This window comes from Nostoc sp. FACHB-133, assembly GCF_014698055.1.
In the GTDB taxonomy this organism is placed as follows: Bacteria; Cyanobacteriota; Cyanobacteriia; order Cyanobacteriales; family Nostocaceae; genus Nostoc.
Window position 1 is genome coordinate 1 of record NZ_JACJSH010000095.1, and the last position, 18141, is coordinate 18141.

An 18141-nucleotide genomic window follows, 5' to 3' on the forward strand; every position below is an offset into this window, starting at 1 on the left:
GGCTACCAGCACATATTTAGTAAATAAAGTTACTTCTTACTTAGATTTTATTTTTGCGATCGCTTGTTTTTTACTGGATCTGACAAAACCGCATTGCTCCCGTACCCCATTTGGTTTTCATCAGCTTTACGCCCCAGTCCTCAACCTTAACTCCCATGTTCTTTTGCCACTTTTCGATTAATGGGGGAATTTCCTGTTTTAACTGCTGTCGATACCAGGACATTATGACTTGTTGGCGTTGTGCTTCATTACTTCCTTCTCTAACATAAAGGTCGATATAAGTATTATTTCTAACTTCTACTTTGGGATTACCCAAACAATAAATGACATTTAATAAATAGCGTTTTCCTTGAAAGTAATGACTTTCACCAGACACAAATTCTCTTGGTGACTGGCGTTCTTGTGCTTCAAAGTTAGCTTGATGCTTTTTAATCCAAGCTAGTTTGGAGATAGCGAATAAACGCACAGCTTCGTCATCAATGTTTAAGGGTGTGGCGATACGTACTCGACCATCGGGGGGGTACACTGCCAAGTGCAAGTTTTTAATGTCTTTTCTGGCAACGTCTATGACGAGTTCACCGACAGTTATTTGGTGCATCCTAATACTCGCTTTGGCTCTTGACTATTTCAAAAATGCGATCGCAATCTTCCAACGAATCTAGATGTTGTTTAATCACATTTTTTACTTCGCGTTCTTTGATTCTGTTTCCCCGCCAACCATCTTTTTTAGTTTTGCGAATGGCTGCATCTATCGCTAGGGCTAATACTTCATCTTGATTCAGGTTGTCATATAACGCCCTTTTAGCGGGAGAGTTCAATGATTGAGGATACTGTGATGAGCTACTAGGTTGAACAACTTGTTTACTTAACTCAACAATTTTCTGCAAGTAGGCTTGATAGTCTTGGCTGGCTGCTTTTCGGGCTTGGATTAACTCATCCAGCACCGTGGACATTTTGTCGAAGTATTTGGGGTTAGTTGGCTGCTGATCAATAATGACTTTGCGTAAGTTATTTTCGATGGTTTCGGCTACAGCTACTTTGTTTTGCTTGATGCTTTTGGGTAATGCGTCAACTGCATCTGCACCGCGCTCGACAATCAACTGAATTAGTGTCATGTCGTCAAAGGCTGAGATAACTTCGCTTTCTTCTGCACCGATATAGCTATCAATCAAGTGACGCATGGCGGGTTCATAGGTTTTTAAGTCAATATAATCGCCACTGCGTAGTTTTACTTCGGCGCGTACCTGTTCGTAATATTTAACTTCTTGTTTAATAATTTCGATTTCTGCTGGGGTGTATCCGGCTTCCAGCATGTCATTAGCTAGGTTGGCGTAGGCGCGAATTAAAACGGCTGTGTATTTATAGAGTGCAAGGCGTTTTTGCTGGTTGTCTTTGAGCTTGTCTGGCTCGTCGTTAGCACCACCAAAATAGCGTCCATAAGCATCGGTATCTTTGGGGGCTGCTACTGGTTCACACAGAGCTTTGATGCTTTCTCTGGCAATTTCTAGGCGCTCCCTACCCTTGATTAATCTGTCGCTTAATAACCCATCAACATCCTCTATTGCATAATCTTCAAAGGCTTCAGATGTATAGTCATTAACTGATTTTTCTAAACTTTTAAATAGGTCTTTGTAGTCGATAATGTAACCATATTCTTTATCTTCTCCATCTAGGCGATTAACGCGACAAACGGCTTGAAATAAACTATGGTCACGCATAGATTTATCGATGTAAAGATAGGTGGTTGGAGGAGTATCAAAGCCAGTCAGCAGCTTATCCACTACAATCAACAGCTTCATTTGCGCGGGTGATTCGATAAATTTATTTTTGACTTCTTCCTCAAATTTATCTGGTGTTTTGCCATTGAGCATTTTCTGATAAATTTCGTACTGCTTTAGCTTTTGGGTGAGTTCATCTTCTCCCGTGCTTTCACCTTTAATACTCTGGGGAGAGGCATCATAGGAAGTAATAATGGCACATTTTGTCAAGCCAGCATTTTGGAATAACTCGTAATATTTGCAAGCTTCATAAATACTGCTACTGACGAGCATGGCATTGCCTCGACCGTTTTGCAGGCGGTCTTTAGTATTAAAATCTAGGATGATGTCGCCAACAATTTTTTCTAGTCGTGATTTGGAACTGAGGACTTTTTGCATCGTACCCCAGCGTTTTTTGAGTTCCGTCTTGGCAGATTCGGTTAAGTTTCTAGTTTTGGCTTCAAACCACTGATCAATTTTGGCTGGTGAGGTAATGTACTGGTCAACGTTGCGGGCTTCGTAGCGTAAATCTAAAACAACTTTATCGGTTACAGCTTCATTAAATTTGTAGGTGTGTATGTAAGAGCCAAAAACTTCGATGGTTGTTTGTTTGTCTTTTTTGAGTAGGGGTGTACCAGTAAAACCGATAAACAAAGCATTAGGCAGAATTTTTTTCATCGCTTTGTGCAATTTGTCCGACTGGCTGCGGTGACATTCATCGACAAAGACATAAATATCGCCTTTGGCTTGAAAATCTTGGGGTAAACTGCGCTTGAGTTCGGCTATGTAGTTGTCGTAGTCGGCTTGATTTTTTTTACCGTCTTTTCTGCCAAATTTATGGATTAAAGAGCAGAGCAACCAAGGAGTTGTATTATTCAGTTGGCTAATTAAGTCTGCACCGCTTGTAGTGCGATAAATGTTTTCATTTACCCCTAGAAACACGCTTTTAATTTGCTGGTCGAGTTCATCACGATCAGTAATAATTAAGACACGAGCATTAGAGTTATATTCCCGAATCCATTTGGTAAGCCAAACCATCGTCAGGCTTTTACCACTGCCTTGGGTGTGCCATATAATCCCCCCTTCTCGACGGTGAATGTAAGATTGGGCAGCTTTAACGCCAAAATACTGGTTATGACGGCAGAGTTTTTTGATACCACTGTCAAAGACGACAAAGTTGTGGATGAGTTCTAAAAAACGCTCTTTTTCACACAGTTGCAGCAGATTTCTGTCTAAGGGTTTTTCGATGTGGCTGTGACTATCTTCTTTCCAGGTGAGGTGATACTTTTCTGGGGTTTCTATGGTGGCGTAGCGGAGTCCTTCGGTGTCGTTACCTGCCATGACAAACTGCATGGTGGTGAAGAAGGATTTAATAAATATGGATTTTTGGTTATCTAGATTTTGGCGGATGCCTTCAGAGACGGAAACGGTACTGCGTTTAAGTTCGAGTACACCGATCGCAATACCGTTAACATAAAGTACGATATCTGGGCGTTTGGTGTTTTCGCCTTTAACTGTAACTTCTTCAGCGATCGCAAAATCATTTTCTAGAGGTTCTTCCCAGTCGATCAGCCAAACGGTTTGGGTGTTCTCGCCAACTTCTTCTTTGACATTAACCCCATAGCGCAGGAGGCTATAAACCTGTTTGTTGATGTCATAAAGGCTTTTGCTTTGGTCGCCTGCGACTTTGTTGAGTTCATACAAGGCTTTGGTGATGAGGCTGTTGCTGTAGCCTTGTTTGTCGCGGAGGAAGGCGGTGAGGATTTCCGTTTCGATGTTGCTGTTGTTAGGTCGGTCGTGCCAATCACCCAGATAGCGATATTTTAATTGTTGCTCGAATAGTTGCACAATGCGGTTTTGGGTTTGGCGTTCGCGTTGTCCGACCTTGCTCATAGCAACCCCATTACTGTTAAAATCACGGATTTACTCAGATTTAAATATGACACTGTTTATCAAACTATGTCATCTTTATTTGTGTCAGCCGTAAATTTTATGTCTAGCTTAATGTTTGTAACCAGGAAGCACCCGTGAGATTGGTATCGACTGTAGCTAAGGTCAACTGATGGTAAACTGCGGTAGCTGCAATAAATCGATCGCCTGGGTCTTGATGCGGTAGCTGAATCTGACGGCTTAAAATAGCGATATGGCGGTTAAGTGGAGCCTCATGAATTTCTAGGGTATTTAAGGCTAAATCGACCCATGCCACTGGATTAGGCTGTAAAGATATTCGTCCTTTTTCTGCTAAAAGTAGCGTTTCCCAGATACTAATTGGACTGAGCCAAAGTTCGGTTGTTACAGATGCAATGGTGGTTTGCAGCCCAGGAGATAGGCGTTCGTTACCAAGCAAATACCAAAGCCAGATGTGGGTATCAAGTAAGAGCTTCACTGGAGTACTTCCCATGTAGTAGCAGGGATAACTGGAGCAATCACGTCTCCCAATATTTCGCCGCTACACTTCATGGCTCCAAATACTGGTCGCTGGGGTTGAGGAGTGGCAGGATAGATAATTACTAAGGGTTCCCCGTCATGTGTGACGGTTAAAGGTGTTTTAGTGCGTTGTATTTCTGCAAATATTAGTTGGAGCGTTTCGGGTAATTCGCTGGTAGCAATCTGTTCCATAGTAAGGTTTAGTTCTTGTTCTTGCTTCTATTTTATAGATTGGCTGTTGAAAACCCTAACTTTGATCAAGAACTGCTAATTAGTCTCGTTTTTCCGGTGAGAAGTTCTTGCATCATGCCCTGTTTTATAGCTTTGTATTTATCGCGCTTTTGTTCTAAGCCTTCGATTTCTGCGTCCATGTCGCTGAGAATTTGGGCGATCGCTTTTTGTTCTTCTATTGTTGGCGGAATTGATATAGGTGTATTTCTGATTGATTTGAGTGACAAGTTTCGGATTGTTGAACCTGTTAACTCATCTTCAAAATAACAATTAATTGTATAAGTTTGTAAAAAGTAAAAAATATAATTTTTTGAAATTGCTTTTTTAACATTAATATATGCAGCACTTTTTCCTAAAATTACTTTTTCATTATTGAAAAATGCGATATTCCCTATCGTTCCATTTATGGAAATTAGTATTGTCCTATCATTCAAGATATTTTTATATTTACAGAACTCTTCTTCGCTAACACATTTTGTTTGGTCGGTAATTTGAATTGAGCTTTTTATTAAATTATTGCCATTGATAAAATAGAACTCAGAAAATTCTACATATTTAGGAGTTGAATGGATGCCATCACCAATTTCGCTAGAAATATTCTCTAATTTATTTATCTCCCACTCACCGCTAAAACCCGGCAGGCGTTTTTTGCCCGTGAGGAGTTGCTGCATCGTGCCTTGCTTGGTGTTGCGCTTTTTGGTGATGAGCCGATCGCACTCTGTAATCAGAGCATCAACATCGCTCAGGGATTGTGCGATCGCTTTTTGTTCTTCTATCGTCGAAGGGAAGGAGATTTTTGTTAAACCAATTAAAGTAGTATTTAAGTTTGGCTGACCGTTTCCTGTTGCTACTACTTCCCTAAACTCTTTGGTTTTGGCATTCAAAACATAGTATAAAAATAGTTTGTCAGCGTCTTTATTTAAATCTATGAATGCAGCAATGCCATCATTAGCACAGCATTTTACTGCAAGAATTTTGGCAACTCCTAGAGTTGCACCGCTATTTGCAATGATTAGTGTTCCATTTTCTAATGTTCTACTATACTTGGCACCTTCTTCTGTTAAAAATCCGATTGTTTGTGAAACATATATAGAAGACTCTGGAATATTAGTCAATGCTGCTACCGTTAACCAAGGAATATAGATTCCACCAAAAAACTTTGGATCACCTGCTGGTCTAGGAGACCCACCTCTCACAACTTTGGAAATACTACCTAATTCCCTAACATCCCAATCATCAGGAATAATCCCTACTTCTATATTTTCGTAGCCCTTTGGTATGTTTTCTTCCATCACCACACCATTCCCATTTTCTTCAAATGCCCCTCAACCTTAGCCGTCAACTCCTCAACCCGACTCGTCAACTCCGGTAAAGGCATATCATACCGTTCCGCCAACTCCTTAATTCGCTGCGTCAACCGTTGCGAAATCCGATCCATCTCTGAAGCGATCGCCTGTCTTAACGTCTGCATCCACTTATCATCAACTACCAAGGTTTTAATTTCATCCTCTGTTAATTCCTGATATTTTTTTAACACCTGATTATGTAAAGATTGGGTAGCCTCTTTAATTTCTTTATTAAGTTCCGCTTCTGACTCAATCAATTTCAAATAAGACTTTAGAACTTTCAACTCATCCGCATCCGCAAAAAGAGGATTTTTCTGAATTTCCTTAATGCGAAGATTAATGTTCGCTTTAGTGATTTTCCCACTATCATTAGTGACTTCCTCCAGCAAACCCTCCTCACCGCCATGTTCTTCTTGCAGTTCCTCCTGCTGGCGAACAATTTCATCCTTTTTCGTTTCCAAAGTAGCGATCGCCGCCTGTTCAGTTTTAAAATAGCGGTTAATCATCAACTCCTTGGGAATGAGTTCGCAGACATAATCTGTTACTGCACCTTTCTTATTCGTCACCGCCGTTAGTTCTGCCTTCCAGCCATCTTCTACCAAAATATAAACATCGTCCTTCATGCTTTCCACCCAATAGGTCATTAGGTGCTGGTAAACATCATATTTATCAATCAGACTTTTACCCGTAAAGGCTTGCAGCACGTCTTCCGAGAGCGCGTAAATAATCGCCTTGGGCTTATCTCCCGGCTGGATGGCTTTGAGCAAAGGCGTGTGTTTCCCTTGCCACGTCTCAAAAACCGCTTGAATGTCTTTCCTATAGCTGATAAATTCAGGATGGGAAAAAATACAAGATTTGACTTCTGATCCTGGAATTTTGAGCATCAGGTATCCTGGGCGATTGGCCGCCTCAAATAATTCCTGTTGCAGCGTCGGGTACACCTGCCAATAATCGCTCAAAGCCTGAACATCTCGCTTGGGTATTCCCCCCAACAGATGCGCCTCAATATCCTGAATATCTTCCTCTTCCTGACTGTCGATATAGCGCGGGATATTCAGGTTGTACTCATGCCCCTCTATTTCCTGAACTGGCACCATCCGCGAATACTTCGCCACCTCAAGCTGCTTGTTGAAGACATCAACAATCTTATGAATGTCCTGCTCCCGCAGACGGTTTTTATTGCCGTCTTTAACAAACCCCTTGCTGGCATCAATCATAAAAATGCCTTGGCGATTCTCGGCATTTTCTTTGTCTAACACAATAATGCAGGCTGGAATCCCCGTCCCATAAAACAGGTTCGGCGGTAGCCCAATAATCCCCTTAATAATTCCCTTACTAATCAGATTTTTCCGAATTTCTGCCTCCGCATTCCCGCGAAACAGTACCCCACGCGGCAGAATAATCGCCCCTTTGCCATTACTTTTCAGGGAGCGCACCATGTGCAGCAAAAAGGCATAGTCCCCATTTTTAGCCGGAGGGATACCATAGTTATCAAACCGTTTAAATTCGTCTTTGGCTGGATCAAGTCCATTACTCCAAGCCTTGGAGGAAAAGGGAGGATTAGCCACAGCAAAATCAAAAGTTTTGAGGCTACCATCCGCATCTTTGAAGTAAGGACTAGATAGAGTATTATCCTGCCAAATTTCAGCAGTAGGGTGTCCGTGCAGGATCATGTTCATCCGAGCCAAAGCGCGGGTAGCGTTGTCCATCTCCTGTCCGTAGATGGTTAAGCCCCGTTCTGCTTCATCCGCCGACTTTAACAACAGAGAACCACTACCACAAGTCGGGTCGTAAATCGTCTGGCTCTGGCTTTGGGCTGAATTAACGCCAATAACTTGAGAGATTACACGGGAGACTTCCGCCGGAGTATAAAATTGACCCTTGCTTTTGCCTGATTGCGTCGCAAAGTTACGCATCAGGTACTCATAGGCATCGCCCAAAATATCATCACCATCGGCGCGGTTCTTACTAAAATTCAAAGCAGGGGTTTCAAAAATCGCCACCAAGTTGGAAAGCCTATCTTGCATTTCCTTACCCTTGCCCAGCTTATCGGCATCATTGAAATCTGCGACGGTAATGATGCCTACTAAGTCATTTGCCTCGGCTAGCTTCGTGATAATTTTGTTGATGCCATCCCCAATATCTTTTTGTCCTTTGAAGGCAACTATATCCTGGAAGCCTCCGCCTTCAGGCACTTCAATCAGCGCATCTGCTACACCTGCATATTTATCAGATACATATTTAACAAACAATAAAACCAGTACATAATCCTTATACTGCGAGGCATCCATGCCACCCCGCAGTTCATCACAGCTTTTCCATAACGAACTATAAAGTTCACTTTTCTTAATTGCCATTTCGTGTAGCCTTCACCCATATCTCCCCTGATCAACTTTGTCAGACGTTCTCAAGCCCATCTGACTCCTTGCTTTGAAGTTTATACATTGTGCAAAGAACCAATAACATACCACGCACAAGGACTTTGCTCGTGTAATAGCTGAGGTTATATCGTATACCAGGAATGCTCAAATGTTCATTTCATTACTCATCAATTGTGTTCCACTTGATGCCAGAAAAGCGTTTGGAATTTACTTTGGTATATTTTTCCGTGTGGCGGATGTCCCTGTGCCCCAAAAATTCCTGAATAAACCTAGTACTATGCCCTTCATTCACAAGGTAGTAACCGCAAGCATGGCGTAGCTGGTGCGGATGGATTTTGATGTTTAACACAGCTACTTCCCCCAACCTAGTCAACAATCTTTGTACCGCAGCCGACGTTAACCTCTCTCCCCTTTCCCCAATAAAAACGTAATTACCACCAATATTTAATTCCTTTAATTCTTTCAATGCCTCGATTTCATCCACAGGCAACGGATGCACACCGCTATCACTCCCTTTTTTGCGCGTGATAAAAATCTCCTCATCTAAAAATGAAATCGCATCCCATCGCAAATCGCAAGCTTCCGACACCCGCAGCCCGTGGCGAAATATTAACAGTATTAACGCATAATTCCTCACCTTGTACCGTCCGTAAACTTTTGCCGCCCGCAGTATGCTATTTACCTCACGTACTGTAAGATATTCCCGTGACCTGTAATCCTTATTCTTACGACGTACCAGCATTTTGGCTATTCACAACTGTTCGTATTATACGTTGAAATACCAACACTCCCCATTCTCCCAAACCCTTATTCTCTCGTGAATATCCACCCCGAAAATTGGCTCAGTTAAGCCACGCTTATCATTCACACCCTCAAAATCCCAATTTCACCCCCATTGATAAGTTTGGCAAATATCTATCCTTTCTCTATACAAGGCTGGGGGTTACTTCAAGTAGCGGCGACTTGATTGCTGATTTTTAGCACTAACTTTGGGATAGCTGCTCCCGAAGCGATGGCGTAACCGTCCGCTTTCTTGCGATCGCTTACTCTGGTGGGGCATTGATATCAAAGTTTTATGTCTTATCGCATTTTAAATAACAACAACAACAACAGCGTAAATAATTTTAGGCATTTTGGAACGTTGTTAATTTATTATCTGTGTTGAATAAACAACGTATACATCGAGCCACTTTTTCTACGACATTAGTCAGTTTAGCAATCAGGACATCGTTGTAGAAATTTACCCGAAAATAGCAACGCTGTAGAAAATACTAACAACGTAAAATGCTTATTCTATGTAGATTGTAGATGCTGTAAACGACATAAAATATTGATATCAGAGTTGGCACAAGGAGGGCGATCGCTTTGTTTCGACAAGGAATGAGCCAATACCCAACTCTCTCAACTTAATCTCAGAAGGAAAGGGAGCAAGCAAAGCACTTAAATAAATTTTCATATAAGTCTTTAGGATAACTTTCCCGTCGCAACGCCCCAGTCCAAGATTTTCACACTCGGTCAACTAGAAACTCACACCACTAAAACTTAATAGGCAAGTTCCAAACACGCAACATAGCGCACTCCTTGTAAATATATTCGTTATATCCAACGTGTGTACCACACTAAACAGCATCGTTAGCGCTTTAATAAAGCCCTGATATTTTTGATAATAAAATTGGGAAAGATAAGGATAGTGATTGTTGCTTTGACTTAATTTACTTGGACTCATAACAATCAAATAATGTAGTTTAAAAAGGTTTAACAGTGATAGAAGTCGATTTTCAGCATTGGAAATACACTTTTTCAGAGGATGATTTAGCAAATGGAAGTCCTAATAAAAGAAAAGACAAAGCTAAATTAAAACTATGTGCGGCTTTGAAAAAGGCAATACTAGTATCAAATACAAGTAAACCTATGTTATTTGATGAAGAACAAATTATCTGTGCTAATGAAGCTTTTCCAGAAGCGGCAATTGCAGACCCTTTGGCAGATATTGAAGTTTGGAACGAATGGCGTAATGGAATAAGAATTTTTCCGTATCCCGGTAAATATGCAAAACTATCTATTACTCATCAATTACCTAAAACCAGTAGTACATCTAGCATTGGTGTAATTGGAGAAATAATGGCTGGTCTTTTCGGACAAGTCATTATTGGTTATGATGTATTAGTAAGAGTCATACACGCATGGCCCGATTTTATTTTTTTTCCAGTTTTAAACTGTTATGGTTTTTTAGAAGCTAAAGCGTTTACTCCTCAATTAGATAGTTATTTGGATGATTATTTTAAAATTCCTAAAACCGCACTAGGAGAATGTTTATTAAATGCTGTACATCACCTTGCAATAGACCCTTATGTAAAGATGTGGTACTCATTTACAGAAATTAAACAGGTTGTACCAATAATGAAATTTTCGGTTAACTTTTTTGAGTTAGAAGTATCTGATGAGCGCAGATATAGACACGATTATTCAATTCCAAGTCCTGTGGTTGATGGGTTAGCAGAACGAGCTATCCAAGTTGCAATTGCTAATTTAGAAATTGATTTAAACTCATTCAAAACTAAAATTAAGTCTTCCAGACGAAAGTATTCTGAAAACAAATTGATTAAAGCATCTCAGGAATATATAGATTATCTTATGGAACTTCTACGTTTAGAGATATACGAGGAAAATTTTAAAGAAAAAATCCTGAGAAGTATACAACAACAAGTCGAAGATTTTAAGATCATAGATTCCAAAGATAGTGAGTATAACAGTCTTACCAGCAATCAGTTATTATTTGAGGGTGAAGTAAATGAATATTTTGATATAAAGTATGAGCTTTTGGAAGATGGAATAAAATTTATTAGAAGAATAGGAGATAAAACTTTATATCAAATAAAACTTTATCCCAAACAGCGATTGAATATTGGTTATAATTGGAAAAATGATTTTAAAAACGCTGATCAATGTTATAAAACAGTAGGCAACCATAGATTATGGCGTTGTGGTAGCTCTATTTTCTTCTTATGCAAAGACAAAGAAAAGGAAGAATTATTTAAAATAATTAAAAAAGAGATGGGATTAAATCAATAGGGGTAGGGGTCAATGAGCAATGATTCAGAAACTACCGCTAAGGATTTGATGACCCGTTTTCACCATTCTGGTCATCATTCAAAATCGATTCTAAGATTTCAGGCGTTAATCCTCGTTCTTGCGCTTCAAGGCTAGCTTTATCCATCGTGTTTCTTAGACGTGCAATTGCTTCAAGTCTTGGAGTTGTAAATTGAGACTGCATAATTGCCGCAATCTTAAGTTGCAATTGTTCCCGTTCTTCTTGCGTGGCATTGCGGTATGCCTCTGCTACCAACGAGGGAACTTTGATGGTAATTTCTTCTTTAGCAATCATGGCCTGTTCGCTTCCATAATTTCTCATCTTTAATTATGTTACTTCCTTGGCTCAGAGTTCCCCCGTCACGCTCTTTGAAGTAAGGAGTTGAAGAGAATATTCTGAAAATGTCTTTGAGATATTTTGCGACAACATTTGAGTCAAGGCGGTCTACTGTGTCAGACTGTTATTCTGAGGCTAGACATTTATAGTAACATCCAATGGTTTAACTTTACGATAAGCAGATTTTTTACCTTTCGCATTGGGTATATGCGATATTAAATCTCTTTTTACCAGCCCTCTTATTATTTTTTTGTAGTCATAATCAGACTTAAAATAACATAAAGTTTTGATTACAGAAACATTCATTTGTTCATGTTTATTTAGATAATCTAAAATAATTTCTTCTGCTGATGCTAGAGGTTCATGACGTATGTATACTATAAAGCTGTTAGATTTTTGCTCAATTTTGGGAGGCTTTAAACCTAGCATATTCATAGCTCTAAATGCTGTATTAAGTCCTTCCCCAATGTCTTTGTTAGGTGGATCTGGAAATTTATTAATAATCCTTACCAAATTACCATTTCTAGAACATCTTTCTTCAAGAATATTTTTAATAGTAATATGTCCAGGTAATCTACCTGGACTTTCTACTTCAATACGATTATCAAATATTCTAATATGAATATCATCTGCAATACTGTAGTCTCTATGTAAAACAGCATTAGTAATTATTTCATGGAGTGTTTCAGTAGGATAATTAATTTCTTCTAATCCACACTCGCCTAATCTAGGTACTGATTCTACTATCTCTCTTGTTTTTATAACGGCAAATTTTATTTGTCCATAAATATCACCTTCAATAGTTATTGGATCAAAAGCCAAACTTTCTCTAACACCTTCGCTATTTGCCGTTTTGTATCTATATATTTTAATACCACAGTTTTTTGGTATAATTGCCTGGGGCAAATCTGAAAACAATAATATACCACATACAGTTGGTAAGTTTTTACGTATCAGTCTTTGTTTTTTTAACCAGGACACAGGTTCAGATTCAATATGATTTTCTGTTAAAAAATTCAAAATAATATTGGAATTAGTAATTTCTTCAATTTCAAGATTAGAAATTGTTTGATTCTCAAAAGACTCTATTCCTTTATCATATAAAATTCTTCTGATGCCTTCCTCATTCTGACGTTTATTTTCTGCATTCCTTCTAAGATAAACTTCCTGATCTGAAGCCATAATTAAGGAATTAGTTTTAGGGATTTCAATATGCAATATCAAATTTTTATTAGGGAAGAATAAAAATTCAAATGAACATCCTTGCTCTGTCCGAAACAAATTATCAATAGTCCTAATAAAATCATTGGCATCTTCTTGTTTTTGAAATCCTTCCCAAAAACTCTGCTTCTCTTGTCTTCCATTTTCTAAAATAGTCTTTTCTGCAATTCCAAGATATACTTCTCCACCATCAGCATTAGCAAATGCTGATATTGTCTGTGTGAGTTTGGCTGGCTTGATCTCAATTGCTTTTAAATCTAAAAAATGGTTCTCTTGAAGTTTTAATATTTTTACATATTCTTTGTACATTACATTTCTAGTTTTAATCGGCATTCTTACCTCCTCAGAACCCATCATTAAGTACAGTAGGTACTACCTACCGCAACCTTATGATGCCCAAAATAAGGTCAAAATTACTCGTCTTGTAAATTACATTTATCCATAACTGAGGCAGTAAGTAGGTTTGTGTGTAAAAACATTCTTAATCCACATTGGTACTAAAAACACTTGTGGTCAAGCACTTTGAACTTTGAAACCACAAGCGTTTATTGTTGTTTTCTCAAAAACTAGATTTCAGAACGCTATTCAGCAATACTGTAAGACCCCGACGAACTGGGGACACTTCGTTTAGAGCGAGGGTTTGGGAGAGGGGTAATAATTTACTCATGGAGTAACCCCCGACATAAGCACCTAAAACTACTTTTTATCAATCAATAAATACATTGGAGGTTTTGGAGCTATGCCGGAACTAAGCCACTCAGAAAAAGACAAGATCATCGCCCGGCATACACTCCAAAACCCCCTCGTTCATTAGGACTAGCTCCGACCGAGCAGTATTGAGTGTGCAACATCAGCGCCTAAAACGCTTGTAAACAAGCACTCTTAACTAGAAAGCGTCTACATCTGTAGACATGAGAGATTCGGGTGCGAGTCAAAGATAAGAATCCACAAGTTTACCCTGAGTTGACCACTTCTCATCTAGAAGGCGACAAGCGACATAAACAACATTTTGAGGATTGCGCTTGTGTCTTCCATTCGTACCCCAAGAACGAACAGTATAATCACCTTGATAACCTAAAACAAGTGCAAGCTCGTCATAAGTTAATTGCCACTTTTTCTTAAATTCTATTGGGTGCATAGTATTCACCTATTTCAAGTAATTAATTAGCAGAGACGCAAAGAGAAATTATCAAAGGTAAGAATCTATTTGTTTCCCCTCAGCTGACCATTTTTCATCTAGAAGGCGACAAGCAACATAAGCAACTTTTTGAGGGTTGCGCCTGTGGACTCCATTTATCCCCCAACAACGGACAGTGAAATCATTTTCGTAACCTAAGACGAGTGCTAGCTCGTTGTAAGTTAATTGCCACTTTTTCTTAAATTCTATTGGGTGCATAAATGTAAATACCTCACTATTTTTAATCGACTAATCAACAAAGTTTTCCGGTTTTGTGACTCACGAGAAATATTTATCTAACGAGCGCTAATAAATCTGAGCAAGCTATCAGGATAAAACCAGTCTGGAACTGTGACGCGCTTCGATTCAATTAGATTTCCATCGTCATCATAAAGACCACTAATTTCAGCATGGTTTAGAGGTACGCGACCGTTCTTTGACTTGCGCTTGATTTGGATAGTTTCGCTTTGCCTTAAATCATTAAAACCCTCAGCATTACCACTTGCTGCATTAGTAAAAGCATGAGAAATACAAACTAGATATTCGGCAGCCTTGCGAACGTCAGTAAGTGAATGTCTCACAAATTTTTTGACTGATTCTTTACAATCATCTTGCAGAGAAAGCTGTGTCAATTCATCCCAAAGTGTTTGAATAGGGGTGTCGTTTTCTGTGCGGTCGCTCCAACGTTGAACAGCTTCATCCATTGCCTCACCAATAGCTAAATAATCGTTGCGTTCGCCGATTAATTCTGGCTCTAAAGGTATCAACAACTTCCAAGCTTTAGCTCTGTTCTTATGTCCATGAGCGTCAACAATTGATGTGATGTTCCAATCAAAAATCGCCTTCCTACACATAACAATTGATGCAGCAAAACTGCTTTTACCACTACCTTGGCCTCCTAGTACCCAAACTGGTTTTGTTGATTCGATGACATCCCATAGCCAGCCGCCCTCATGATTTTTCAAGAGTTGAACTAATTCTTGGGCGCTCGTGCCTTGTGGAGCCTTAACTTTTTCACTACTGGGATTGATGTTTTCTGCGTCCGCCTTGCGCTTGTCTCTTCTGTTTTCAGCAATGGATTTGTCAGCTACAGAATCAGCGACCACGAACTGTTTTTTAGTATTGCTAAACTGCAAATCTTCAAGCTCGGACTGACGCTGATACTGTTGCTGCAATTCCTCTAAGGAGATATATCGTTCTTGGACTAACAAATTATCAGCGCGTCTATCAATGTCCTTCTTATGCTTGTCTTTAATGCGCTCTGATTCATGTGATTGTAAATCGCGCTCAGTCCTTGTAACTAAGCCTTGACGCTTAATAGCTGTCTTAAAATATTCCAGACGTTGAAAACTTGACTCGTTATCAATCTCATCTTTGGCAGCCCAGCAGTAATAACCCATCCAGACGAAAGCAGGCGCGACTAATAACCACAGACTTGGATTATCTGATGGAGCCAAATCGTTAGTAATGAAAGCACCGTCAGGGAGAGACACAACATCATTAAACTGTCGTGACTTCCATACTTCTGTGAGCAATCTGTACTTGAAACGGCAGTATTTATTATCAAGTGCCGATTGTGATTGTGTGGGTTTGCCAAAGTACTTCATTGTCCGTTTATTGGCGGTAGTAGGACAAAATCGCACTTCAGTAAACTGATAAGGGTGCGGTGTCTGCCCGTAGTAATAAGCGCTTGCTAGCCCCAGAAGTAAAGCTGTGACAGCACCAATTTTCAGTAGGGGTTGAGCCTTCATGACTTGGATTTATGGATGCCGTAAACAACACTACCTGCCACTAATGCACCCACCAAAAACACAATAGTTTTGTCTGATTCTGGCAGACGGTTAAAATCTTCTACAGTTGCTTTGATGTTGTCATAAGTCTTGTGTGAGTTCTGCATTGTGGTGTAAAAATCACCGATAGCAGTCCACAAAATGAAGCATCCGAATATCGTTTGAAAGAGAAATTTTATCGCCTTGTCCATGTCCGTAAAAACCCATCCTTCAGGAGACTTGTTTACGGTGAACTCCAATAAATCACGATTAACTATTTGATTAATTCCCAACACAATAGCGACCGCAGGCATTAGCCCCGCCGAGCCTGTAGCTATTACTAAATACTTAGCCAAACAATAAGAAGTAACACCCCAGCCGCAAGACTCAATACCTTTGAGAACAGCGCGACTACGATTAAGCTTTTCAATTTCTTTGGCTTTGAATCTTTTAATAGCTTCTTGTTCATCCTGGGTAAATGCAGTATCAGGAAAGTCTTGATAATCGAGTGATTGTTCGGTGTCCCCGTCTTGCAGTTCGGTGTTAAGTTCATCTAACATTGTTCTTATGACAAATTTGAACTTCCCCTACTAATCGCTAACTTAGTAGGGGATTTTTAAATGTTGACTACTCGAAAATCGTAGAAACAGCAGTGCGGAACGCTTGGACTAATTTGTTAGTCGTGAATGACTTACGAGGCACTAAATCAAGGTCTGAGTTTTCGCCATAAGTCAATAGATGTTTTGCTTTTTCCGTCTCATAAGTTCTGTCAGCGTCTAATTGTGCCTTCACGGGTCGGGCTAACTGCGATTTAGCAGCCGCTAAATGGTCAACCTTACTCATGTGATAGTCGATGTAAGCTTTGAGCTTAACTAGGTCGATGCTTTCTCTGTAGCGCTGATTCTCTAGTGTGCGGTCGCTGGCCAGTTTCAATCCGATTTCTGAGCGCTCATGACCGTACTTTAAATTTGCGATCGTTAAATCAGCATTAGCTTTGTCCAGAGCAATACCAGACGCGCCAGCTTGTTTGTAAATCTCTACTAGCCCTTTGTTGTACTCCTCAGTACCCTTAATGAATGCTGACAGGTTATCTGTGATGTAGGGCATGATGGTTAAGATGCGCTCACCTTCGTTGCCCATTTCCCCTACTTTGGTCAGCGCTGCATCATCGCCATTGATGCAACCCATGATTAAGCTATCAGCAACCCCTAGCTTCTCAGCCCTCGCCTTCAGCTTTTTACCATGCTTGCCGACCAAATTCTTGATATGCTTCACGTTTTTGACTCCTGTATGTGCAACATTCCGTCATAAACCATTGAGAGAGGGGAGCCGCGAGTGCAATTAGTAACGGTATCCCCACAAGCCCAATTAACAAATGTTTGTAAGTGAGATTGCCTCTTGGCTTAATCGATAATTCCGGCGAAAGATAACGCGAGGTCTGCAAACTGGCTTTTGTAGTCCAGGGCGGTCGCCTCCATCGCTTGCTTGATCTGGGTCAGTTCACTGCCAGCAACATCATCCATTTCTGCCAATGTCTGCCTGATTTCGTCAGCTTTGCGTCGGATTTTTGATACTTCTTGATTCTTGAATTCCCTTGCAAAGTGGACGAGGGCGTTAAAAATCGCCTCGTTCAACTCTTTTCTGGATGCGAAGGTGGAAGCAATAGACACTGTAATCTGTTTCACATCCGCCGCTTTGAGTTCAATTCCTGCGCCCTGTGCAATGTCTGCAACGAGGGCTTGCTTTTCCTGCTCAGTCAGCACAATCTGATTCTCTGGTTCGGTAACTGCAAGCTGATTAGATTCAACTTCAGGCTGTGCATCTTCTACGCCTACTAGAAAAGTTTCTTCAACGGGTTCATCAGTTACAGATAATTGGCTTGTCGATTTGACTTTGAGATAGTCAACGGCTTGGCTCAATTGCTCTTTGGTGGGATTGTCAAGGTCATCGCACTCGACAGCGATCGCTGCCGTTGTGTAATCGTCCTTAGTGAATCCTTGATAACCCTGTTTGTACAAACGAGCGCGGACGTTATTAGTAAATTTGTCAGACATGATGATTGCTCCTTAAAGGGCTAGTGTTAAAACTTCGATGGTTGCGGATTTCATCGTTTGCTTACGCTTGTTGATTGCCCATTTAGCAGCAACAAACGCGACAAGGGCCAAATCTTTGCTGTGATAGTTGCCATGAGCGCTGTAAGACAGACCGACTTGACTAAACCAGTAGTAACGGGTGCTTGGTGGTACGTCGTCAAGATTGATTTTTAGATAGTTTGCCAAAGCAGATAGTGCTTCAATACCGCTGTAGCCGCCTTCGGACGAATAAAAATGCTTGAATGCTTGCCAACGCTCCTCAAATCCCTCCCTGGTTGGACTTAACGCACCATAGCGCCGTTTAAGTCCCGC

17 protein-coding genes are annotated in these 18141 nt (G+C 40.3%); 1 reads left to right on the forward strand and 16 read right to left on the reverse strand.

Going from position 1 to position 18141, the window contains the following annotated elements; all coding sequences use genetic code 11:
• Positions 1-70: 70 nt before the first annotated feature.
• The 7 genes from H6G86_RS35445 to H6G86_RS35475 all read right to left on the reverse strand — a co-directional run bounded on the left by H6G86_RS35445 (position 71) and on the right by H6G86_RS35475 (position 8884).
• On the reverse strand, positions 71-598 hold the full coding sequence (locus H6G86_RS35445) for a M48 family metallopeptidase (RefSeq protein WP_190938282.1): 528 nt from the start codon (positions 596-598) through the stop codon (positions 71-73).
• A 1-nt stretch (position 599) separates the two neighbouring features.
• Complete coding sequence (locus tag H6G86_RS35450; RefSeq protein ID WP_190938283.1) at positions 600-3650, reverse strand: type I restriction endonuclease subunit R; 3051 nt, start codon at positions 3648-3650, stop codon at positions 600-602.
• 103 nt (positions 3651-3753) lie between these two features.
• The gene (locus tag H6G86_RS35455; protein ID WP_190938284.1) at positions 3754-4143 is read right to left on the reverse strand and encodes a type II toxin-antitoxin system VapC family toxin; all 390 of its coding nucleotides are present in this window, start codon (positions 4141-4143) and stop codon (positions 3754-3756) included.
• The gene (locus tag H6G86_RS35460; protein WP_190938285.1) at positions 4140-4376 is read right to left on the reverse strand and encodes a type II toxin-antitoxin system Phd/YefM family antitoxin; all 237 of its coding nucleotides are present in this window, start codon (positions 4374-4376) and stop codon (positions 4140-4142) included. The genes H6G86_RS35455 and H6G86_RS35460 overlap by 4 nt, the downstream gene beginning before the upstream one ends.
• A 65-nt stretch (positions 4377-4441) precedes the next feature.
• The gene (locus H6G86_RS35465) at positions 4442-5707 is read right to left on the reverse strand and encodes a restriction endonuclease subunit S (protein WP_242065139.1); all 1266 of its coding nucleotides are present in this window, start codon (positions 5705-5707) and stop codon (positions 4442-4444) included.
• Positions 5707-8118, reverse strand: a complete 2412-nt coding sequence (locus H6G86_RS35470) for a type I restriction-modification system subunit M (RefSeq protein WP_190938287.1) — start codon at positions 8116-8118, stop codon at positions 5707-5709. The genes H6G86_RS35465 and H6G86_RS35470 overlap by 1 nt, the downstream gene beginning before the upstream one ends.
• A 184-nt stretch (positions 8119-8302) precedes the next feature.
• On the reverse strand, positions 8303-8884 hold the full coding sequence (locus H6G86_RS35475; RefSeq protein WP_114085570.1) for a tyrosine-type recombinase/integrase: 582 nt from the start codon (positions 8882-8884) through the stop codon (positions 8303-8305).
• A 1019-nt stretch (positions 8885-9903) separates the two neighbouring features.
• Between H6G86_RS35475 and H6G86_RS35480 the strand changes: the two genes are divergently transcribed.
• Positions 9904-11214 (forward strand): hypothetical protein, encoded by a 1311-nt coding sequence (locus H6G86_RS35480; RefSeq protein WP_190938288.1) that lies wholly within the window; start codon positions 9904-9906, stop codon positions 11212-11214.
• 37 nt (positions 11215-11251) lie between these two features.
• On the opposite strand, the gene H6G86_RS35485 is transcribed toward H6G86_RS35480, so the two are convergent.
• From H6G86_RS35485 to H6G86_RS35525, 9 genes are all read right to left on the reverse strand, one after another.
• Positions 11252-11554 carry a hypothetical protein gene (locus tag H6G86_RS35485; protein WP_190938289.1) on the reverse strand — a complete coding sequence of 101 codons (303 nt, stop codon included), beginning with the start codon at positions 11552-11554 and terminating at the stop codon, positions 11252-11254.
• 150 nt (positions 11555-11704) lie between these two features.
• On the reverse strand, positions 11705-13123 hold the full coding sequence (locus H6G86_RS35490; protein WP_190938290.1) for an RNA/DNA-binding domain-containing protein: 1419 nt from the start codon (positions 13121-13123) through the stop codon (positions 11705-11707).
• Between the two features lie 598 nt (positions 13124-13721).
• Positions 13722-13928, reverse strand: coding sequence for a hypothetical protein (locus H6G86_RS35495; RefSeq protein WP_114085451.1), 207 nt, complete (start codon positions 13926-13928; stop codon positions 13722-13724).
• A 51-nt stretch (positions 13929-13979) separates the two neighbouring features.
• The gene (locus H6G86_RS35500) at positions 13980-14186 is read right to left on the reverse strand and encodes a hypothetical protein (RefSeq protein WP_190938291.1); all 207 of its coding nucleotides are present in this window, start codon (positions 14184-14186) and stop codon (positions 13980-13982) included.
• A gap of 77 nt (positions 14187-14263) precedes the next feature.
• The gene (locus H6G86_RS35505) at positions 14264-15718 is read right to left on the reverse strand and encodes a hypothetical protein (protein ID WP_190938292.1); all 1455 of its coding nucleotides are present in this window, start codon (positions 15716-15718) and stop codon (positions 14264-14266) included.
• Positions 15715-16296, reverse strand: a complete 582-nt coding sequence (locus H6G86_RS35510; RefSeq protein ID WP_190938293.1) for a hypothetical protein — start codon at positions 16294-16296, stop codon at positions 15715-15717. The genes H6G86_RS35505 and H6G86_RS35510 overlap by 4 nt, the downstream gene beginning before the upstream one ends.
• A gap of 67 nt (positions 16297-16363) precedes the next feature.
• The gene (locus H6G86_RS35515) at positions 16364-17011 is read right to left on the reverse strand and encodes a hypothetical protein (RefSeq protein WP_190938294.1); all 648 of its coding nucleotides are present in this window, start codon (positions 17009-17011) and stop codon (positions 16364-16366) included.
• A gap of 128 nt (positions 17012-17139) precedes the next feature.
• Entirely contained in the window at positions 17140-17790 is a 651-nt protein-coding gene (locus H6G86_RS35520) for a hypothetical protein (RefSeq protein WP_190938295.1), read from the reverse strand.
• Positions 17791-17802: 12 nt separating this feature from the next.
• Positions 17803-18141: hypothetical protein (locus H6G86_RS35525; RefSeq protein WP_190938296.1), on the reverse strand; the 339-nt coding region annotated here is incomplete at its 5' end.